The organism is Pseudomonas sp. 32_A, from assembly GCF_017490905.1.
In the GTDB taxonomy this organism is placed as follows: Bacteria; Pseudomonadota; Gammaproteobacteria; order Pseudomonadales; family Pseudomonadaceae; genus Aquipseudomonas; species Aquipseudomonas inefficax.
Window position 1 is genome coordinate 1 of record NZ_JAFGYI010000028.1, and the last position, 19791, is coordinate 19791.

Below are 19791 nucleotides of genomic sequence, written 5' to 3' on the forward strand. Positions count from 1 at the left end.
GTTCCTGGCGCAGATACTGCACTGAGACCTGTTCCGACCTCTTCGCGGGTAAACCCGCTCCCACAGGTTCATCATTGGTCCTGAAGGCCAAGGTAATCCTGTGGGAGCGGGTTTACCCGCGAAGAGGTCGGAACAGGTCTCAGTGCAGTATCTGCGCCAGGAACCCCTTGGCCCGCTCGGTACGCGGCTGGTTGAAGAATACCTGTGGCGGGCTGTCTTCGATGATCTGCCCGCCCTCGAGGAACAACACCCGCTCGGCCACCTGGCGGGCAAAGCCCATTTCATGGGTGACGCAAAGCATGGTCATGCCGGTGCCGGCCAGTTGCACCAGCACATCCAGCACTTCGGCAACCATCTCCGGGTCAAGCGCCGAGGTGGGCTCGTCGAACAGCATGATGCGCGGCTTCATGCACAGCGCCCGGGCAATCGCCACGCGCTGCTGCTGACCGCCGGACAGCTGGCTGGGGTACTTGTGCGCCTGGCTTTCGATGCCGACCTTGCTCAGGTACATGCGCGCCCGCTCCTCGGCGTCCTTGCGCGACAGCCCGCGCACGCTGGTGGGGGCCAGCAGGCAGTTGTCGAGCACGCTCATGTGCGGGAACAGGTTGAAGTGCTGGAACACCATGCCGATGTCGCTGCGCACCTGCGCTGCTTCGCGGCTGGTGGCCGCCAGGTCGATGCCATCCACCTTGATGCTGCCCTGCTGGGCAACTTCCAGGCGGTTGATGCAACGGATCAGGGTCGACTTGCCGGAGCCGGACGGCCCGCACAGTACGATGCGTTCGCCTTCACGCACTTGCAGGTCGATGTTGCGCAGCACGTGGAACGCGCCGTAGTGCTTGTTCAGGCCCTCAATGCGGATCAGCACCGGGCGCGGGTCGGGTTCGGGGGCAAGGGTGGCAAGGCTCAGTGGTGCGGTCATCTTGTTGTTCTCCCGCAGGGGTTCAGTCGAAACGGGTCGCGCTGTAAGGCGCGGGGTCGGTGAAGGGGCGTTCGCCGGTGACCAGCTCGGCCACCAGCCGGCCGCTGACCGGGCCCAGGGTAAGGCCGTGGTGGGCGTGGCCGAAGTTGAACCACAGCCCCGGGTGGCGCGGCGCCGGGCCAATCACCGGGCGCATGTCGGGCAGGCACGGGCGGCGGCCCAGCCAGGGGGTGTCGTCCAGGCGCTCGCCCAGGGCCGGGAACAGCTTGCGCGCCAGGGCTTCGCAGCGGCCCAGCTGGATCTGGTTGCCAGGCGCGCTGCTGGCGTCGAACTCGATGCCGGTGGTCAGGCGCACGCCGCGGGCCATTGGCGCCAGCACGTAGCCGCCCTGGGTGTCACAGATGGAATGCTCCAGTTGCGCGCCGTCACGGGTGCTGTAGTGCATGTGGTAACCACGCTTGATCGCCAGCGGGATCTGGTAGCCCAGGCCGCTGAACAGGTCGGCCGATTGCGGGCCGAGGCAGGCCACCACCTCGTTGGCGGTAATCGGGCCGCGGCGGCTGTCCACCCGCCATTGGCCGTCGACCTGGCGCAGGCTGCGCGCATCGCCATGCAGGAACTGCCCGCCGCGCTGCGTGAACAGGGTGGCGTAGCCGCGGGTGAGGGCGCCGGGGTTGTTCACGGTCTTGGGGTCGAGCCAGTGGATGCCGCCGACCACGCTGGCGTCCAGCTGGTGCTCGCGGGCCTGCAACTGCCCGCATTCGAGGATTTCGAACTGCAGGCCATAACGGCTCAGGCCCTTGGCGTCGGCCTTGGCCTGCTCGAACAGCACCGGGTCACGGAACACTTCGATCCAGCCTTTGGCCTGCACCAGCCCTTCCAGGCCGGCAGCAGCGATGAATGCGTCGTGCTCCTCTACGCAGCGCTGCACCAGCGGCAGCATGTCGGCGGCGGCCCCGGCCAGGCGCCCGGGGGCCGACTGGCGCCAGTAGCGCCACAGCCAGGGTGCGGCCTTGGGCAAGTGCAGCAGGCTGTAGCGCACATCGGGTTGGCGGTTCAGGCCGTAGCGCAGCAGTGCGCCCAGTTGCCGGGGGAAGGCATAGGGGATGACGCTGGAGCGCTCGATCAGCCCGGCGTTGCCGTGGCTGGTGCCGCAGCCCGGCTCGTCGCGGTCGATCAGGATCACCTGCCGCCCGCGGGCCTGCAGGTGCAGCGCGGTGCTGACGCCGACGATGCCGGCGCCGAGGACAAGGGTCTGGCAATGCATGGAACGTATCCTTCGGTCAGTTCAGGTGGCGGCCCAGGCGGGCTTCCAGGTGTTTCAGCAGGCGCCGCACCAGTTCGACGATCAGCAGGTAGAGCACGGCGGCCCACAGGTAGATCTGGAAGTCGAAACTGCGCGAGAAGGCCAGTTTGGTTACGCCCATCAGGTCGTAGATGGTCACCAGCGAGGCGATCGCGCTGGCCTTGATCATCAGGATCAGTTCGTTGCCCAGCGGGCCGATGGCCACCAGCAGCGACTGCGGCAGGATCACCTTGAAGAAAGTGGTCGAGCGCTTCAGGTTCAGCGCCCGTGCCGCCTCATGTTGCCCGGGGGCGACAGCCATCAGGCTGCCGCGGAAGATCTCGGCCTGGTAGGCGGCGGTGTTCAGGGTGAACGCCAGCAAGGTGCAGAACCACGCCTCGCGGAAGAACCACCACAGGCCGACGTCCTGCCAGAAGCCCTTGAGCGAGCCCAGGCCGTAATACAGCAGGAACAGCTGGGCCAGCAGCGGCGAGCCGCGGAAGAAGTACACGTAGCCGGCGGCCATGCGCTGCAGCAGCAGGCTGCGCGACATGCGCGCCAGGGCCAGCAACAGGCCGAGCACGGCACCCAGGCTGAAGGAAATCGCCACCAGCTTGGCGGTTACCAGCAGGCCATCCAGGAAGCGCGGGCCGTAGCGGTCCAGCAGGTCGGGGTCGAGGACCAGCGCCAGCAGTTGTTCGAAGCTCATGCGCGTGCTCCTTGCAGGTGGCGGTTGCTGCGCCGTTCGATGAAGGCGAACACACGCCCGGAAATGGCGGCAAACAGCAGGTAGCCCAGGCAGGCCACGCCATAGAAGAACATCGGCTCCTTGGTCACGCTGACGGCCAGGTTGGTCTGGCGCATCAGGTCGACCAGCGAGATGGTGGATACCAGCGAGGTGTCCTTGAGCAGCGACAGCCAGTTGTTGGACAGGCCGGGCAAGGCGATGCGGGTCAGTTGCGGCAGCAACACCTTGAAGAAGCCGGTGCGCTTGCTCAGGCCCAGCGCCGAGCAGGCTTCCAGCTGGCCCTTGGGCAGGGTCTTGAAGGCTGCCAGCCAGATCTCGCTGGAGAATGCGGCGAACACCAGGCTGAAGGCGATCATCGCGGCGAGGAAGGTATTGATCAGGAACTCACCCTGGTAGCCCATGGCCGCGAGAATCTTCTGCGCAGCGATCTGGCAGCCGTAATAGATGATCAGCAGTGTCAGCAGTTCGGGCAGGCCACGGAACACGGTAGAGAAGGTGGTGGCCCAGGCCCGCGGCAAGCGCTTGCGCGAGCGTGCTGCAAGGGCGACCACCAGGCCCAGCGGCAGGCCGATGGGCAGGCAGGCCAGGGCCAGGGAAACGGTTACCAGCGCGCCGGCCAGCAGCGCCTGGCCCCAACCTCCACTGGCGAAGGACAGCAAGGACAATTGATCGAGCATGACAAACCCCTAGGATGGGCAACGCGGACTTTTTGTAGGAGCGGCCTTGTGTCGCGAAAGGGCTGCGGAGCAGCCCCAGGATCTATGCCGCAGCAGGGATTGCCGGGGCCGCCTTGCGGCCCTGTCGCGACACAAGGCCGCTCCTACAGAAATTGCGCAGTTTCCTGAAGATCAGTTGTAGATATCGAAAGCGAAGTACTTGCTGGCGATCTTCTGGTAGGTGCCGTTGGCCACGATCTGCTGCAGCGCGGTGTTCAGGCGCTGGCGCAGGGCTTCGTCGTCCTTGCGCACGGCAATGGCGGCATCGGCCTTGGTGTTGGCCACGTCGCCGAGGATCTTGCAGCAGTCCCCGCCGTTCTTGGTCATCCATTCGTTCAGGGGGAACTTGTCGGCAATAACACCGTCCAGGCGGCCCGCAGCCAGGTCGGCGTTGGCTTCGTCCATGGTCGGGTACAGCTTCACATCGGCACCGGCCTTGGCATAGACGTCTTCGGCGTAGATGGCCTGGGTGGAGGACGACTGGGCGCCAACGGTGTAGCCGTCGAAGTTGGTCTGGGCGTCGTTGATCTTGCTGTCCTTGGCCACGGCGACGGTCAGCGGGGTGCGGTAGTAGTGGTCGGTGAAGGCGATCTTCTTGCGCCGTTCTTCGGTGTTGATCATCGACGCGACCACTGCATCGTACTTGCGTGCCATCAGCGCCGGGATGATGCCCTCCCAGTCCTGGGCCACCAGCGTGCACTCGACTTTCATCTGCTCGCACAGGGCATGGGTGATGTCCACGTCGAAGCCGTGTAACTGGTTATTGGCATCGACATAGTTGAAGGGCGGGTAGGCGCCCTCGGTGGCGAAGCGCAGGGTTTCGGCACTGGCGGCACCCGACAGCAGCAGGGCACACGCACCCACCAAGGCCATGGTCTTGTTCATCTCGCACCTCATTGCACTCTTGCTATTGTTGTTTTCCCGTCGACCACGAGGTGTAGCCGACGAATTCGTTATGTAGAGCGGCAGTTGCTTCCAAGCGTTTTTCAACATCCGGTCCGAGCTTCTTGCAGACCTCGTTGACCATCAGGTGCACCCACGACAGCATGGTCGAGGTGGATTCCCAGAACAGGTTGAACTCGGTGGGGATGCGGAACACCTCGTCGGCGTTGGCATCGGCCCAGTCACAGAAGGGGTCGGTCACCAGGGTGACCGCAATGCCAGCCTCGCGCGCCTTCTGGCACAACAGCAGGGCATGGCGGGAATAACGGCGGGCCTCGAACACCACCAGGGCGCTGTCTTCGGCGCGGCCCAGCAATACTTCGCCAAAGTGCCCGGCGCTGATATCGACCAGCTGCACGCCATCGCGCAGATACTGCAGCAGGTGGCTCATGCACATGGCGATGCCGCGCTCGGTCTGGAAGCCGGCAATGAACACCCGCCGTTTGCTCGCCAGGCGCTGGGCGACACTGTGCCAGGCGCTGCCCTGGCGATACTCGTGCACGCGCACCAGGGCGGCTATTTCCAGCTCCAGGCTGCCGGCGTTGTCGCTGGCGTCCTGGTTCTGGCGGTAATCTTGCAAGCGGTCGCCCACCAGCCACGGGCCATCGCCCAGGTCGTTCTGCAGGTCTTGCTTCAACGCCTTGAGATGGGCATAACCCAATGAGCGGCAGAAACGGCCGACGCTGGATTCGCTGACGCCCAGCTTGACGGCAATGCTGGCCGAGGTCTGGAACGGCAGTTCGTGCAGGTTGGCGAGCATGTAGCTGGCGATCTTGCGGCCCGAAGCAGCGGCCCCTTCGAGGCTGTTTTCCAGGCGTTGCTTGATCGGTTGGCTCATGCTGCTGCTCCAGGGGTAAGGCTTGCGAAAGAAAATGGCTTTTTTCTGTCATCAAGTCAACATTTGACAGATAGCTGTCACATGCCGGAAAGTTTTTGTCGTTGCAACGCTGTAGCCATTCCAATTCCAACAAGGAGCTTCAGATGTCCGCACCTTCCACCAGCACCGTCGTGCGCGTGCCTTTTACCGAGCTGCAGGGCCTGTTGCAGACCATCTTCCAGCGCCATGGCTGCAGCGAAAGCGTGGCCCGGGTACTGGCCCACAACTGCGCCAGCGCCCAGCGCGATGGTGCCCATAGCCATGGGGTGTTCCGCATGCCCGGCTATGTTTCGACATTGGCCAGCGGTTGGGTCGATGGCCAGGCCACGCCGAAGGTCAGCGACGTGGCGCCCGGTTATGTTCGCGTCGATGCCGCAGGCGGCTTCGCCCAGCCGGCGCTGGCAGCGGCCCATGAACTTCTGGTGGCGAAGGCGCGCAACGCCGGTATCGCCGTACTGGCGATCCACAACTCGCACCATTTCGCCGCGCTGTGGCCGGATGTGGAACCATTCGCCGACGAAGGCCTGGTAGCCCTGAGCGTGGTCAACAGCATGACCTGCGTGGTGCCGCATGGCGCCCGCAAGCCGTTGTTCGGCACCAACCCCATCGCCTTTGCCGCGCCCTGCGCCGAACATGACCCGATCGTCTTCGACATGGCCACCAGCGCCATGGCCCATGGCGACGTGCAGATTGCCGCGCGCGCTGGCCAGCAGTTGCCAGAGGGCATGGGGGTGGATGCCAATGGTGAGCCGACCACCGACCCCAAGGCGATTCTGGAAGGTGGCGCCTTGCTGCCATTTGGCGGGCACAAGGGCTCGGCCTTGTCGATGATGGTGGAGTTGCTGGCGGCGGCATTGACCGGCGGGCATTTCTCCTGGGAGTTCGACTGGTCGGGGCACCCGGGGGCGAAGACGCCATGGACCGGGCAGCTGATCATCGTCATCGACCCGAGCAAGGCCGAGGGCGAGCGGTTTGCCCAGCGCAGCCGCGAGCTGGTCGAGCAGATGCAGGCGGTGGGGCTGACGCGCATGCCGGGCGAGCGGCGTTACCGCGAGCGCGAGGTGGCCGAGGAGGAGGGGGTGGCGTTGACCGAGCAGGAGTTGCAAGGTCTGAAGGAGTTGCTTGGCTGACCCGGCCCTTTCGCGGGTGAACCCGCTCCCACAGGTACTGCGCAGGTTTCAAGGGCAGTGATATCCCTGTGGGAGCGGGTTCACCCGCGAAGAGGCCCGCATTGGCAACTTCATCTTCAGCCATGCAATGTTGCATAGACAACCTTGCACAATAGTTGATGTTCCTGAGCCCGCACTCCGGGTATGCTCAGGGCTGCCTTTTCGAACTGTCCTGATCCAAGGAGCTGCACGCTGTGTTCAAACATGTCGATGCCTATGCCGGCGACCCGATCCTCTCGTTGATGGAAACCTTCAAGGCCGACCCGCGCGCCGACAAGGTCAACCTGAGTATCGGCCTTTACTACGATGAGGCCGGCGTGGTGCCGCAACTGGCGGCTGTGGATGCGGTGGAAAAACGCATCGCCGGCCAGGACCACGAAGCCTCGCTGTACCTGCCGATGGAAGGCCTGGCCAGCTACCGCCAGGCGATCCAGGCGCTGCTGTTCGGTGCCGATCACCCGGCCGTGACCGGCGGGCGCGTGGCCACCGTGCAGACCGTGGGCGGTTCCGGCGCTCTCAAGGTCGGTGCCGACTTCCTCAAGCGCTACTTCCCGCAGTCCGAAGTCTGGGTCAGCAACCCGACCTGGGACAACCACCGCGCCATCTTCGAAGGCGCCGGCTTCAAGGTGCATACCTACCCGTATTTCGACCAGGCCACCCGTGGCGTGGACTTCGACGGCATGCTGGCCACCCTGCAGACCCTGCCGGCCAACAGCGTGGTGCTGCTGCACCCGTGCTGCCACAACCCCACCGGCGCCGACCTGGAACAGCACCAGTGGCAACAGGTGGTTGAAGTGGTCAAGGCACGCCAGCTGATCCCGTTCCTCGACATCGCCTACCAGGGCTTCGCCGAGGGCCTGGTGGAAGATGCCTACGCCATCCGCGAAATGGCCCGCGCCGGCGTGCCGTGCCTGGTCAGCAACTCGTTCTCGAAGATCTTCTCGCTGTACGGCGAGCGGGTCGGCGGCCTGTCGGTGGTCTGCGACGATGACGCCACCGCGCAGAGCGTGCTCGGCCAGCTCAAGGCTACCGTACGCCGCAACTACTCCAGCCCGCCCAACTTCGGCGCCCAGCTGGTCGCTGGCGTGCTCGGCGATGCCGGCCTGAATGCACAGTGGGCCGAAGAAGTCGAAGTGATGCGCAAGCGTATCCTCGACATGCGCCAGGCGCTGGTCGATGCCCTGGCCGTGCTGCTGCCAGGCCAGGACTTCCAGTTCTTCCTGCGCCAGCGCGGCATGTTCAGCTACACCGGCTTCAGCGTCGAGCAGGTGCGCCGCCTACGTGACGAGTTCGGCGTGTACCTGATCGACAGCGGCCGCGTATGCATGTCCGGCCTGCGCCCGGCCAACCTGCAACGGGTTGCCGAAGCCTTCGCCGCCGTCCAGAAGTAACACCGCACGGGGCCGCGTCCATGGGGCCGCGGCCTTCTATAGGAGCGGCCTTGTGTCGCGAAAGGGCCGCAAAGCGGCCCCGGCAATATTCGCGGCGAAGCTGCAAACGTTGGGAGCGCTGCGCACCCCTTTCGCGACACCAGGCCGCTCCTACATCTGTCAAATCCCTCCTGCAGTCCAGCGGCACAACCCGCTTGTAAAGACAAGTGCAACCGCTCCTCGGAAAAGGACTTCGCAAGTGCAACCTTTCCGTGCACAATCGCGCTCCCTTTTTCGGTTGAGTTGGGCGAAACGTCTATTTCGCCATTCTCAGCCTGTTGCAGTCTTGCGAGTGGAGCTTCACCCGGAATGAATGAGCAGGCCCCAAGCGTTGAACAACGCTTTGCAGAATCGACCCCCGCCACCCTTGGCAGCTGGTCGCGTCATGACACCACCTGGATGCTGGGCCTGTTCGGCACAGCGATCGGCGCCGGAACCCTGTTCCTGCCGATCAACGCCGGCCTTGGCGGCTTCTGGCCGCTGCTGATCCTGGCCATCCTGGCCTTTCCGATGACCTATTTCGCTCACCGCGGGCTGACCCGCTTCGTCCTTTCCGGGCGCAATGACGGCGACATCACCGAAGTGGTCAGGGAACACTTCGGCAGTACCGCCGGCGCCTCGATCACCGTGCTGTACTTCTTTGCAATCTTCCCGATCCTGCTTATCTATAGCGTGGCACTGACCAACACCGTGTCCAGCTTCATCGAGCACCAGCTGCACCTGGCGCCGCCGCCACGGGCCATCCTGTCGTTCGTGCTGATCCTCGGCTTGCTGGCCATCGTGCGCTGCGGGGAGCAGGCCACGGTCAAGGTCATGAGCCTGCTGGTCTACCCGTTCATCGTTGCCCTGGCATTGCTGGGCCTGTACCTGGTGCCGCACTGGACCGGTGGCATTCTCGACAGCGCCACCCAGGTGCCGCCGGCCTCGGCCTTCCTGCATACCCTGTGGCTTGCGATTCCGGTGATGGTGTTCTCGTTCAACCACTCGCCGATCATCTCCGCCTTCGCCGTCGACCAGAAGCGCCGCTACGGTGAGCATGCCGATGAGCGTAGCGGCCAGATCCTGCGCCGTGCCCACCTGCTGATGGTGGTGATGGTGCTGTTCTTCGTGTTCAGCTGCGTGCTCACCCTGAGCAGCGCCCAGCTGGCCGAGGCCAAGGCGCAGAACCTGTCGATCCTGTCGTACCTGGCCAACCACTTCAGCAACCCGACCATCGCGTTCGCTGCGCCGCTGATCGCCTTCGTGGCCATTGCCAAGTCGTTCCTCGGCCACTACATCGGCGCCAGCGAAGGCCTGAAGGGCATCATTACCAAGGCCGGCGCACGCCCGGGAGCCAAGGCCCTGGACCGCGTGGTTGCCGCGCTGATGCTGGTGGTATGCTGGATCGTCGCCACCCTCAACCCAAGCATCCTCGGCATGATCGAGTCGCTCGGTGGCCCGATCCTCGCGGTGCTGCTGTTCCTGATGCCGATGTACGCCATTCGCCGCGTGCCATCCATGCGCAAATACAGCGGTGCTGCCTCCAACGTGTTTGTGGTGGTAGTCGGCCTGGTTGCGCTGACCTCGGTGGTATACGGCCTGCTGGGCTGATACGCCATCCGCAAAAGTAATGCCCGGGGCGCTTGTAGCCACCCGGGCATTTTTTTGTCCACAAGAATTGTCCGGTAATAGAACAATTTCACTGCCCCCATAGGCACCCGGCCGCCTTCATGCTTAACTCAGTGTCCTTTTCAAACCCCGCATAAGGATTTCGTCATGGCTCAAGTGACTCTCAAAGGCAACCCGGTTCAGGTCAACGGCGAGCTGCCGAAAACCGGCGCCCAGGCTCCGGCTTTCTCCCTGGTAGGTGAAGGCCTGGCTGACAAGTCGCTGCAAGACTACGCCGGCAAGCGCAAGGTGCTGAACATCTTCCCGAGCGTCGACACCCCGACCTGCGCTACCTCCGTGCGCAAGTTCAATGCCCAGGCCAACGATGTGGCCAACACCGTGGTGCTGTGCATCTCCGCCGACCTGCCGTTCGCTCAGGCACGCTTCTGCGGCGCCGAAGGCCTGGACAACGTGAAGAACCTGTCGACTCTGCGTGGCCGCGAGTTCCTCGAAAACTACGGCGTGGCCATCGCCGATGGCCCGCTGGCCGGCCTGGCCGCCCGTGCCGTGGTGGTGCTGGACGAAAACGACAAGGTGCTGCACAGCGAGCTGGTTGGCGAAATCGCTGATGAGCCGAACTACGACGCAGCTCTGGCTGTGCTGAAGTAAGGGTTGTGGGGTAGGTCGGCTGAGTCCTGTACCGGCCTCTTCGCGGGTAAACCCGCTCCCACAGGTACGGCACAGGTTTCAAAAGCTGTGATATCCCTGTGGGAGCGGGTTTACCCGCGAAGGGGCCGGCACAGGCAACCGAAACCTTTCAGCCCGCCACCGCTCCAGGCAACACCCTGTAAACGGCCCGGAACCATTTCCGGGCCGTTTTCATTTAAAGTTCAACCCCTTGGCAACGTAAGGCAAAGGTAAACCTCTGGTAAAGGCGCTTTGCTAAAACGAAGCCAGTGCTTATCGTTCATCCTCCCCAAGTCGTCATTCCGAACAAGGTTCGTTCAACCCATGCAAGCGTCCAATTCCCGTTCCCCTCGTCGCTGGCTCGTTGGCCTGTTGATCCTGCTGCTGGTGGCTGCACTGGCCTGGTGGCTGTGGCCCGCAGCAGCGCCTGCGCCCAAGGAAGCCGGTGGCGGGCGCGGTGGCAAGGGCATGGGCATGATGGGCGGCCGCCCGGGCTTTGGTGGCTCCAGCGACCCGGTGCCGGTGCGCGTCGAGCCGGTGCGGGTGGGCGACTTCCCGCTTTACTACAAGGCCCTGGGCACAGTCACCGCGACCAACACCGTCAACGTGCGCAGCCGCGTGGCTGGCGAGCTGGTGAAGATCCACTTCAAGGAAGGCCAGCAGGTCAAGGCCGGCGACCTGCTCGCCGAGATCGACCCGCGCCCGTACCGCATCGCCCTGCAACAGGCCGAAGGCACCCTGGCGCAGAACCAGGCGCAGCTGAAGAACGCCCAGGTCGACCTGGCCCGCTATAAAGGCCTGTACGCCGAAGACAGCATCGCCAAGCAAACCCTCGACACCGCCGAAGCACAGGTGGCGCAGTTCCAGGGGCTGGTAAAGACCAACCAGGCGCAGGTCAACGACGCCCGCCTCAACCTCGATTTCACCCAGATTCGCTCGCCGATCAACGGCCGTGTGGGCCTGCGCCAACTCGACCTGGGCAACCTGGTGGCGGCCAACGACACCACCGCGCTGGTGGTGATTACCCAGACCGAGCCGATCAGCGTTGCCTTCACCCTGCCGGAAACCGAGCTGAGCACCGTGCTGGAGCGCTACCGCAGCGGCGCCAGCCTGCCGGTCGAGGCCTGGGACCGCAGTGACAGCAAGCTGCAGTCCACCGGCGTGCTGGGCAGCATCGACAACCAGATCGACACCACCACCGGCACCCTCAAGTTCAAGGGCCGCTTCGAGAACAAGGACCTGGCCCTGTTCCCCAACCAGTTCGTCAACGTGCGCCTGCTGGCCGACACCCTCAAGCAGGTGACCATGGCCCCGGCGGCGGCCATCCAGTTCGGCAATGACGGCTCCTTCGCCTACGTGGTCAATGACCAGAACACGGTCAACATCCGCAAGCTCAAGGTTGGCGCCAGCGACGGCGAGAACAGCGTCATTCTCGAGGGCCTCAAGGCCGGCGACCGCCTGGTGCTGGAAGGCACCGACCGCCTGCGCGAAGGCACCAAGGTGGAAGTTGTCGAAGACAGCTCGCAAGTGCCGACCACCCCGGGCCAGCACCTGCAAGGCCAGGAAGCCAAGGGTTCGGCAAGCACTGGCGATGTGCAGCCCGGTCAAGCACAGCCTGGTAGCGCAGCAGGCAAGGCGGGCGCATGAACCTCTCGCGTCTGTTCATCCTGCGGCCGGTTGCCACCACGCTGAGCATGCTGGCCATCGTCCTGGCCGGCCTGATCGCCTACAAGCTGCTGCCGGTTTCCGCATTGCCGCAGGTGGATTACCCGACCATCCGGGTCATGACCCTGTACCCAGGCGCCAGCCCGCAGGTCATGACCAGCGCGGTTACCGCGCCGCTCGAACGTCAGTTCGGCCAGATGCCAGGCCTGGAGCAGATGGCCTCGACCAGCTCCGGCGGCGCCTCGGTGCTGACCTTGCGCTTCAACCTCGACATGAACATGGACGTTGCCGAGCAACAGGTGCAGGCCGCGATCAACGCCGCCAGCAACCTGCTGCCCAGCGACCTTCCGGCGCCGCCGGTGTACAACAAGGTCAACCCGGCCGACACCCCGGTGCTGACCCTGGCCATCTCCAGCAAGACCATGTCGCTGCCCAAGCTCAACGACCTGGTCGATACCCGTGTGGCACAGAAGCTCGCACAGATCAGCGGTGTGGGCATGGTCAGCATCGCCGGTGGCCAGCGCCAGGCGGTGCGGATCAAGGTCAACGTCGATGCCCTGGCCGCCAACGGCCTGAACCTGGAGGACGTACGCACCCTGATCGGCGCTTCCAACGTCAACCAGCCCAAGGGCAACTTCGACGGCCCGACCCGGGTGTCGATGCTCGACGCCAACGACCAGCTGCGTTCCCCTGAGGAATACGCCAACCTGATCCTGGCCTACAACAACGGTGCACCGCTGCGCCTGAAGGACGTGGCCGAAATCGTCGACGGCGCGGAAAACGAGCGCCTGGCTGCCTGGGCCAATGAAAACCACGCGGTGCTGCTGAACATCCAGCGCCAGCCGGGCGCCAACGTCATCGAAGTGGTCGACCGCATCAAGGCCCTGCTGCCGTCGATCACCGACAACCTGCCGGCTGGCCTGGATGTTTCGGTGCTCACCGACCGCACCCAGACCATCCGCGCCGCGGTCAAGGACGTGCAGCACGAACTGCTGATCGCCATTGCCCTGGTAGTGATGGTCACGTTCGTCTTCCTGCGTCGTTTCAGCGCCACCCTCATTCCGTCGATCGCCGTGCCACTGTCGCTGATCGGCACCTTTGGCGTGATGTACCTGGCCGGCTTCTCGGTCAACAACCTGACGCTGATGGCCCTGACCATCGCCACCGGTTTCGTGGTCGACGATGCCATCGTCATGCTGGAGAACATTTCCCGGCACATCGAGGAGGGCGAGACGCCCCTGCAAGCAGCGCTCAAGGGCGCCCGGCAAATCGGCTTCACCCTGATCTCGCTGACCTTCTCGCTGATCGCGGTACTGATCCCGCTGCTGTTCATGGCCGATGTGGTCGGCCGCCTGTTCCGCGAGTTTGCCATTACCCTGGCGGTGGCCATCCTGATTTCCCTGGTGGTATCGCTGACCCTGACGCCGATGATGTGCGCGCGCCTGCTCAAGCGCGAGCCCAAGGAAGACGAACAGGGGCGCTTCTACCGCGCCAGTGGCGCCTGGATCGACTGGCTGATCAGGCACTACGGCAGCGCCCTGCAGTGGGTACTCAAGCGCCAGCCGCTGACGTTGCTGGTGGCCGTGGCTAGCCTGGCGCTCACCGTATTCCTGTACATGGTAGTGCCCAAGGGCTTCTTCCCGGTGCAGGACACCGGGGTGATCCAGGGCATTTCCGAAGCACCGCAGTCCACCTCGTTCGCTGCCATGAGTGAACGCCAGCAGGCCTTGAGCAAGGTGATCCTGCAGGACCCGGCGGTGCAGAGCCTGTCGTCCTACATCGGTGTCGATGGCGACAACGCCACGCTCAACAGCGGCCGCCTGCTGATCAACCTCAAGCCCCATGGCGAGCGTGATGTCACGGCAAGTGAAGTGATCAACCGCCTGCAGCCGCAAGTCGACCGGCTGGTGGGCATCCGCCTGTTCATGCAACCGGTGCAGGACCTGAGCATCGAAGACCGGGTCAGCCGTACCCAGTACCAGTTCAGCCTGTCGTCGCCGGACGCCGACCTGCTGGCGCAGTGGAGCGGCAAGCTGGTGCAGGCGCTGCAGCAGCGCCCGGAGCTGGCCGATGTGGCCAGCGACCTGCAGGACAAGGGCCTGCAGGTGTACCTGGTGATCGATCGCGACATGGCCAGCCGCCTGGGCATCAGCGTGTCGCAGATCACCAACGCCCTGTATGACGCCTTCGGCCAGCGCCAGATCTCCACCATCTACACCCAGGCCAGCCAGTACCGTGTGGTGCTGCAGTCGCAGGACGCGGCTGTGATCGGCCCGCAGGCGCTGGAGTCGATCCACGTCAAGGCCACCGATGGCGGCCAGGTGCGCCTGTCGGCGCTGGCGCGCATCGAGCAGCGCCAGGCCCAGCTGGCCATTTCCCACATCGGCCAGTTCCCGGCGGTGACCCTGTCGTTCAACCTGGCCCACGGCGCATCGCTGGGCGAGGCGGTGCAGGTGATCGAGCAGGTGCAAAAGGACATCGGCATGCCGCTAGGCGTGCAGACCCGCTTCCAGGGCGCGGCGGAGGCGTTCCAGGCATCGCTGTCGAGCACCTTGCTGCTGATTCTGGCGGCGGTGGTGACCATGTACATCGTGTTGGGTGTGCTGTACGAGAGCTACATCCACCCAGTGACCATTCTTTCGACCCTGCCGTCGGCGGCGGTCGGCGCCTTGCTGGCCTTGCTCATCAGTGGCAACGACCTGGGCATGATCGCCATCATCGGCATCATCCTGCTGATCGGCATCGTCAAGAAGAACGCGATCATGATGATCGACTTCGCCCTCGAGGCCGAGCGCCAGCAGGGCATGAGCCCGCGCGATGCCATCTACCAGGCGGCACTTTTGCGCTTCCGGCCGATCCTGATGACCACCCTGGCCGCCCTGTTCGGCGCCGTGCCGCTGATGCTCGCCACCGGTTCCGGCGCCGAGCTGCGCCAGCCGCTGGGCCTGGTGATGGTCGGCGGGTTGCTGGTCAGCCAAGTGCTGACGCTGTTCACCACCCCGGTCATCTACCTGTACTTCGACCGCCTGGCCCGCCGCTGGCGCCCGGCCACTGACGTGAAGCAGGCCGAGGCATGAACCTGTCTGGTCCTTTCATCCGTCGCCCGGTGGCGACCATGCTGTTGAGCCTGGCGATCATGCTGCTGGGCGGGGTCAGCTTCGGCCTGCTGCCGGTGGCACCGCTGCCTCAGATGGACTTCCCGGTGATCGTGGTGTCGGCCAACCTGTCCGGCGCCAGCCCGGAAGTGATGGCGTCCACCGTGGCCACGCCGCTGGAGCGCAAGCTGGGCAGCATTGCCGGCGTGACCACCCTGACCAGCAGCTCCAACCAGGGCTCCACGCGGGTGATCATCGGCTTCGAGATGGGTCGCGACATCGACGGTGCGGCGCGCGAGGTGCAGGCGGCGATCAACGCCACCCGCAACCTGCTGCCCAGCGGTATGCGCAGCATGCCCACCTACAAGAAGATCAACCCGTCGCAGGCACCGATCATGGTGCTGTCGCTGACCTCGGATGTGCTGCAGAAAGGCCAGCTGTACGACCTGGCCGACACCATCCTGTCGCAGAGCCTGGCCCAGGTGCCCGGGGTAGGGGAGGTGCAGATCGGCGGCAGTTCGCTGCCGGCGGTGCGCATTGCCGTGGAGCCGCAGTTGCTCAACCAGTACGGCCTGTCGCTGGATGAAGTGCGCACTGCGGTGTCCAACGCCAACCAGCGCCGGCCGATGGGCTTTGTCGAGGACGCCGAGCGCAACTGGCAGGTGCGCGCCAACGACCAGCTGGAAAGCGCCAAGGACTACGAGCCCGTGGTGATCCGCCAGCAGAACGGCACCATCCTGCGCCTGTCCGATGTGGCAACCATCACCGACGGCGTGGAGAACCGCTACAACAGCGGCTTCTTCAATGACCAGAGCGCGGTGCTGCTGGTGGTCAACCGCCAGACCGGCGCCAACATCATCGAAACGGTCGACCAGATCAAGGCGCAGCTGCCGGCCCTGCAGTCGCTGCTGCCGGCCAGCGTGCAACTGAACGTGGCCATGGACCGTTCGCCAGTGATCAAGGCAACCCTCAAGGAAGCCGAGCACACCCTGCTGATCGCCGTGGTGCTGGTGATCCTTGTGGTCTATCTGTTCCTTGGCAGCCTGCGTGCCTCGCTGATCCCCAGCCTGGCGGTGCCGGTGTCACTGGTGGGCACCTTCGCGGTCATGTACCTGTGCGGTTTCTCGCTCAACAACCTGTCGCTGATGGCGCTGATCCTTGCCACCGGGCTGGTGGTGGACGACGCCATCGTGGTGCTGGAGAACATCTCCCGGCACATCGAGGACGGCCAGCCGCCGGTGAAAGCGGCCTTCCTGGGTGCCAGGGAAGTGGGTTTCACCTTGCTGTCGATGAATGTGTCGCTGGTGGCAGTGTTCGTCTCCATCCTGTTCATGGGCGGCATCGTGCGCAACCTGTTCCAGGAGTTCTCCATCACCCTGGCGGCGGCGATCATCGTGTCGCTGGTGGTATCGCTGACCCTCACGCCGATGTTGTGTGCCCGCTGGCTCAAGCCGCACCAGGCCGAGCAGACCCGCCTGCAGCGCTGGAGCGACCGGTTGCACCAGCGCATGGTCGGTGCCTATGACCGCAGCCTGGGCTGGGCCTTGCGCCACAAGCGCCTGACCCTGTTCAGCCTGCTGGCTACCATCGGCATCAACATCGCCTTGTACGTGGTGGTACCCAAGACGCTGATGCCGCAGCAGGATACCGGCCAGTTGATGGGCTTCATCCGCGGCGACGACGGCCTGTCGTTCAGCGTGATGCAGCCGAAAATGGAAGTGTATCGCCGGGCCTTGCTGGCCGACCCGGCGGTGCAGAGCGTTGCCGGTTTCATCGGCGGCAACAGCGGCACCAACAACGCCTTCGTGCTGGTGCGCCTGAAGCCGATCAGCGAGCGCAAGATCGACGCGCAGAAGGTGATCGAGCGGCTGCGCAAGGAAATGCCCAAGGTACCAGGCGGGCGCCTGTTCCTGATGGCCGACCAGGACCTGCAACTGGGCGGCGGCGGCCGTGACCAGACCTCGTCGCAGTACCTCTATACCCTGCAAAGCGGCGACCTGGCGGCGCTGCGCGAATGGTTCCCGAAAGTGGTGGCGGCGCTGCGTGCACTGCCGCAGCTGACAGCCATCGACGCTCGCGATGGCGCCGGCACCCAGCAGGTGACCCTGGTGGTCGACCGCGACCAGGCCAAGCGCCTGGGCATCGACATGGACATGGTCACCACGGTACTGAACAACGCCTACAGCCAGCGGCAGATCTCCACCATCTACGACAGCCTCAACCAGTACCAGGTGGTGCTGGAGATCAACCCGAAGTACGCCTGGGACCCGAGCACCCTCGGGCAGGTGCAGGTGATTACCGCCGACGGGGCACGCGTGCCGCTGTCGACCATCGCCCATTACGAGAACAGCCTGGCCAACGACCGGGTCAGCCATGAAGGCCAGTTCGCCGCTGAAAGCATCGCCTTCGATGTCGCCGAAGGCTACAGCCCCGACCAGGCCATGGCGGCGCTGGAGCGCGCGGTGGCCAAGCTGGGCTTGCCTGAGGAAGTGATCGCCAGGCTCGGCGGCAGTGCCGATGCCTTCGCCAAGACCCAGGAAGGCCAGCCGCTGATGATCCTTGGCGCGCTGGTGCTGGTCTACCTGGTGCTGGGCATCCTCTACGAAAGCTACATTCACCCGCTGACCATCCTCTCGACACTGCCCTCGGCCGGCGTCGGTGCCTTGCTGGCGCTGTACGTCACCGGTGGCGAGTTCAGCCTGATCTCGCTGCTGGGGCTGTTCCTGCTGATCGGCGTGGTGAAGAAAAACGCCATCCTGATGATCGACCTGGCCCTGCAGCTGGAGCGCCACCAGGGGCTGACACCGGAAGAGTCGATCCGCCGGGCCTGCCTGCTGCGCCTGCGGCCGATCCTGATGACGACCCTGGCGGCCATTCTCGGTGCCTTGCCGTTGCTGCTGAGCCACGCCGAAGGCGCGGAAATGCGCCAGCCACTGGGCCTGACCATCATCGGCGGCCTGGTGTTCAGCCAGATCCTCACCCTTTACACGACACCGGTGGTCTACCTGTACCTGGACCGCCTGCGTCACCGTTTCAACCGTTGGCGTGGCGTGCGCACCGACGCCGCCCTGGAAACCCCGCTATGACTTTTGCCCAGACCCCACTTCACCGTGCCCTGCAGACGCTGACCCGTGGGCGTGGCTCGCGCCTGCTCGGCGCCGGGTTGTGTGTCGCCTTGCTCAGTGCCTGCACCCTGAGCCCGGACCACCACCGCCCGGAGCTGAGCAGCACGGCGCAGTTCAAGCATGCCGAAGGCTGGACTCAGGCCGCGCCGTCCGATGCCATCGCCCGCGGCGCCTGGTGGGAAATCTACGGTGATGCCGGGCTCAATGCGCTGGTCGAAGAGCTCAACCGCAGCAACCAGACCGTGGCGCAATCGGAGGCCCAGTACCGTCAGGCCCAGGCGCTGGTGCGCAGCAGCCGGGCGGCACTGTTCCCCAGCCTGGACCTGAGCGTCGGCAAGAACCGCTCGGCCCAGGGCACCGGCAGCTCCAGTTCGAGCCTGTCCAACAACAGCAGCGGCATTCGCAACACCTACAACGCCCAGCTCGGTGTCAGCTGGGAAATCGACCTGTGGGGCAAGCTGCGCGAGGCCCTCAACGCCAACGAAGCCAGTGCCGAAGCCAGCCTGGCCGACCTGGCCTCGATCCGCCTCAGCCAGCAGTCCGAACTGGTGCAGAACTACCTGCAGTTGCGGGTGATCGACGAGCAGAAGCGCCTGTTGGAAGCCACCGTGGCAGCTTATGAACGTTCCCTGCGGATGAACGAAAACCAGTACCGCGCCGGTGTCGCCGGCCCGGACGCGGTGGCCCAGGCGCGTACCCAGCTGAAAAGCACCGAGGCTGATCTGATCGACCTGGTCTGGCAGCGCGCACAGTTCGAGAACGCCATTGCCGTGTTGCTGGGCAAGGCCCCGGCCGACTTCGCCCTGGCCGACAGCAAGGCCATTCCGGCGCTGCCGCAAATTCCCGTGGCCTTGCCCTCGCAGTTGCTGGAGCGGCGCCCGGACATCGCTGCGGCCGAACGCAACGTGATGGCTGCCAACGCCAACATCGGCGTGTCGCGGGCGGCGTACTTCCCGGACCTGAGCCTGAGCATGAGTGGCGGTTACTCCAGCAGCAGCTTCAGCAACTGGATCGAGCTGCCCAACCGTTACTGGTCGGTGGGCCCGCAACTGGCGCTGACTTTGTTCGACGCCGGCAAGCGCAGCGCCGAGGTAGACCGCACGGTGGCGGTGTATGACCAGACCGTGGCGCAGTACCGCCAGACCGTGCTTGACGGCTTCAAGGAAGTGGAAAACCTGCTGGTACAGTTGAAGGTGTATGGCGATGAAGCGGTAGTGCGCCAGGAGGCACTGGATGCCGCTCGCGAGTCGCTGCGCCTGACCGAGAACCAGTACCGCGCCGGGCTGATCGGCTACCTGGATGTGGTCAACGTGCAGACCACGGCGCTGAGCAACGAGCGCAGTGTGTTGAACCTGCTGCAAGGGCGCCTGGTGGCAAGCGTGCAGCTGGTTGCCGCGCTGGGTGGTGGTTGGGATTCGGAACAGGCGTTTGCCGAGCAGGACTGAAATATTGGCAGTGCTTTGTGGGAGCGGCCTTGTGTCGCGAAAGGGCCGCAAAGCGGCCCCAGGTTCTCGGCACAATGGCTGATATTGCTGGGGCTGCT

At 64.7% G+C, this 19791-nt stretch carries 14 protein-coding genes; 8 read left to right on the forward strand and 6 right to left on the reverse strand.

What is annotated here, in order from left to right; translation table 11 throughout:
* Positions 1-139 precede the first annotated feature (139 nt).
* The 6 genes from J5M58_RS17350 to J5M58_RS17375 form a co-directional block, all read right to left on the reverse strand.
* The gene (locus tag J5M58_RS17350) at positions 140-922 is read right to left on the reverse strand and encodes an amino acid ABC transporter ATP-binding protein (protein WP_112252591.1); all 783 of its coding nucleotides are present in this window, start codon (positions 920-922) and stop codon (positions 140-142) included.
* 22 nt (positions 923-944) lie between these two features.
* Complete coding sequence (locus J5M58_RS17355) at positions 945-2189, reverse strand: FAD-binding oxidoreductase (protein WP_112252590.1); 1245 nt, start codon at positions 2187-2189, stop codon at positions 945-947.
* A gap of 16 nt (positions 2190-2205) precedes the next feature.
* Positions 2206-2916 carry an ABC transporter permease gene (locus J5M58_RS17360; RefSeq protein ID WP_025338833.1) on the reverse strand — a complete coding sequence of 237 codons (711 nt, stop codon included), beginning with the start codon at positions 2914-2916 and terminating at the stop codon, positions 2206-2208.
* A complete protein-coding gene (locus J5M58_RS17365) occupies positions 2913-3632 on the reverse strand; it encodes an ABC transporter permease (protein ID WP_004376260.1) in 720 nt (239 codons plus the stop codon). Before J5M58_RS17365 ends, J5M58_RS17360 begins: the two co-directional genes overlap by 4 nt.
* Before the next feature lie 171 nt (positions 3633-3803).
* Entirely contained in the window at positions 3804-4556 is a 753-nt protein-coding gene (locus J5M58_RS17370) for a transporter substrate-binding domain-containing protein (RefSeq protein WP_207878868.1), read from the reverse strand.
* A gap of 22 nt (positions 4557-4578) precedes the next feature.
* Positions 4579-5451, reverse strand: coding sequence for a MurR/RpiR family transcriptional regulator (locus J5M58_RS17375; RefSeq protein WP_112252588.1), 873 nt, complete (start codon positions 5449-5451; stop codon positions 4579-4581).
* 143 nt (positions 5452-5594) lie between these two features.
* On the opposite strand from J5M58_RS17375, the gene J5M58_RS17380 reads away from it, so the two are divergent.
* The 8 genes from J5M58_RS17380 (at position 5595) to J5M58_RS17415 (ending at position 19693) form a co-directional block, all read left to right on the forward strand.
* Positions 5595-6620 carry an Ldh family oxidoreductase gene (locus J5M58_RS17380; protein WP_207878870.1) on the forward strand — a complete coding sequence of 342 codons (1026 nt, stop codon included), beginning with the start codon at positions 5595-5597 and terminating at the stop codon, positions 6618-6620.
* Between the two features lie 233 nt (positions 6621-6853).
* Positions 6854-8050, forward strand: a complete 1197-nt coding sequence (locus tag J5M58_RS17385; RefSeq protein WP_112252586.1) for an amino acid aminotransferase — start codon at positions 6854-6856, stop codon at positions 8048-8050.
* 348 nt (positions 8051-8398) lie between these two features.
* Complete coding sequence (locus J5M58_RS17390) at positions 8399-9679, forward strand: serine/threonine transporter (protein WP_112252585.1); 1281 nt, start codon at positions 8399-8401, stop codon at positions 9677-9679.
* Between the two features lie 165 nt (positions 9680-9844).
* Complete coding sequence (gene tpx / locus J5M58_RS17395; RefSeq protein WP_133971931.1) at positions 9845-10345, forward strand: thiol peroxidase; 501 nt, start codon at positions 9845-9847, stop codon at positions 10343-10345.
* 342 nt (positions 10346-10687) lie between these two features.
* Complete coding sequence (locus J5M58_RS17400) at positions 10688-12010, forward strand: MdtA/MuxA family multidrug efflux RND transporter periplasmic adaptor subunit (protein ID WP_207878872.1); 1323 nt, start codon at positions 10688-10690, stop codon at positions 12008-12010.
* Positions 12007-15105: an MdtB/MuxB family multidrug efflux RND transporter permease subunit gene (locus tag J5M58_RS17405; RefSeq protein ID WP_207878874.1), complete on the forward strand. Its 3099-nt coding sequence runs from the start codon at positions 12007-12009 to the stop codon at positions 15103-15105. Before J5M58_RS17400 ends, J5M58_RS17405 begins: the two co-directional genes overlap by 4 nt.
* Positions 15102-18209, forward strand: a complete 3108-nt coding sequence (locus J5M58_RS17410) for an efflux RND transporter permease subunit (protein WP_207878876.1) — start codon at positions 15102-15104, stop codon at positions 18207-18209. The genes J5M58_RS17405 and J5M58_RS17410 overlap by 4 nt, the downstream gene beginning before the upstream one ends.
* On the forward strand, positions 18206-19693 hold the full coding sequence (locus J5M58_RS17415; RefSeq protein WP_207878878.1) for an efflux transporter outer membrane subunit: 1488 nt from the start codon (positions 18206-18208) through the stop codon (positions 19691-19693). The genes J5M58_RS17410 and J5M58_RS17415 overlap by 4 nt, the downstream gene beginning before the upstream one ends.
* Positions 19694-19791: the final 98 nt, after the last annotated feature.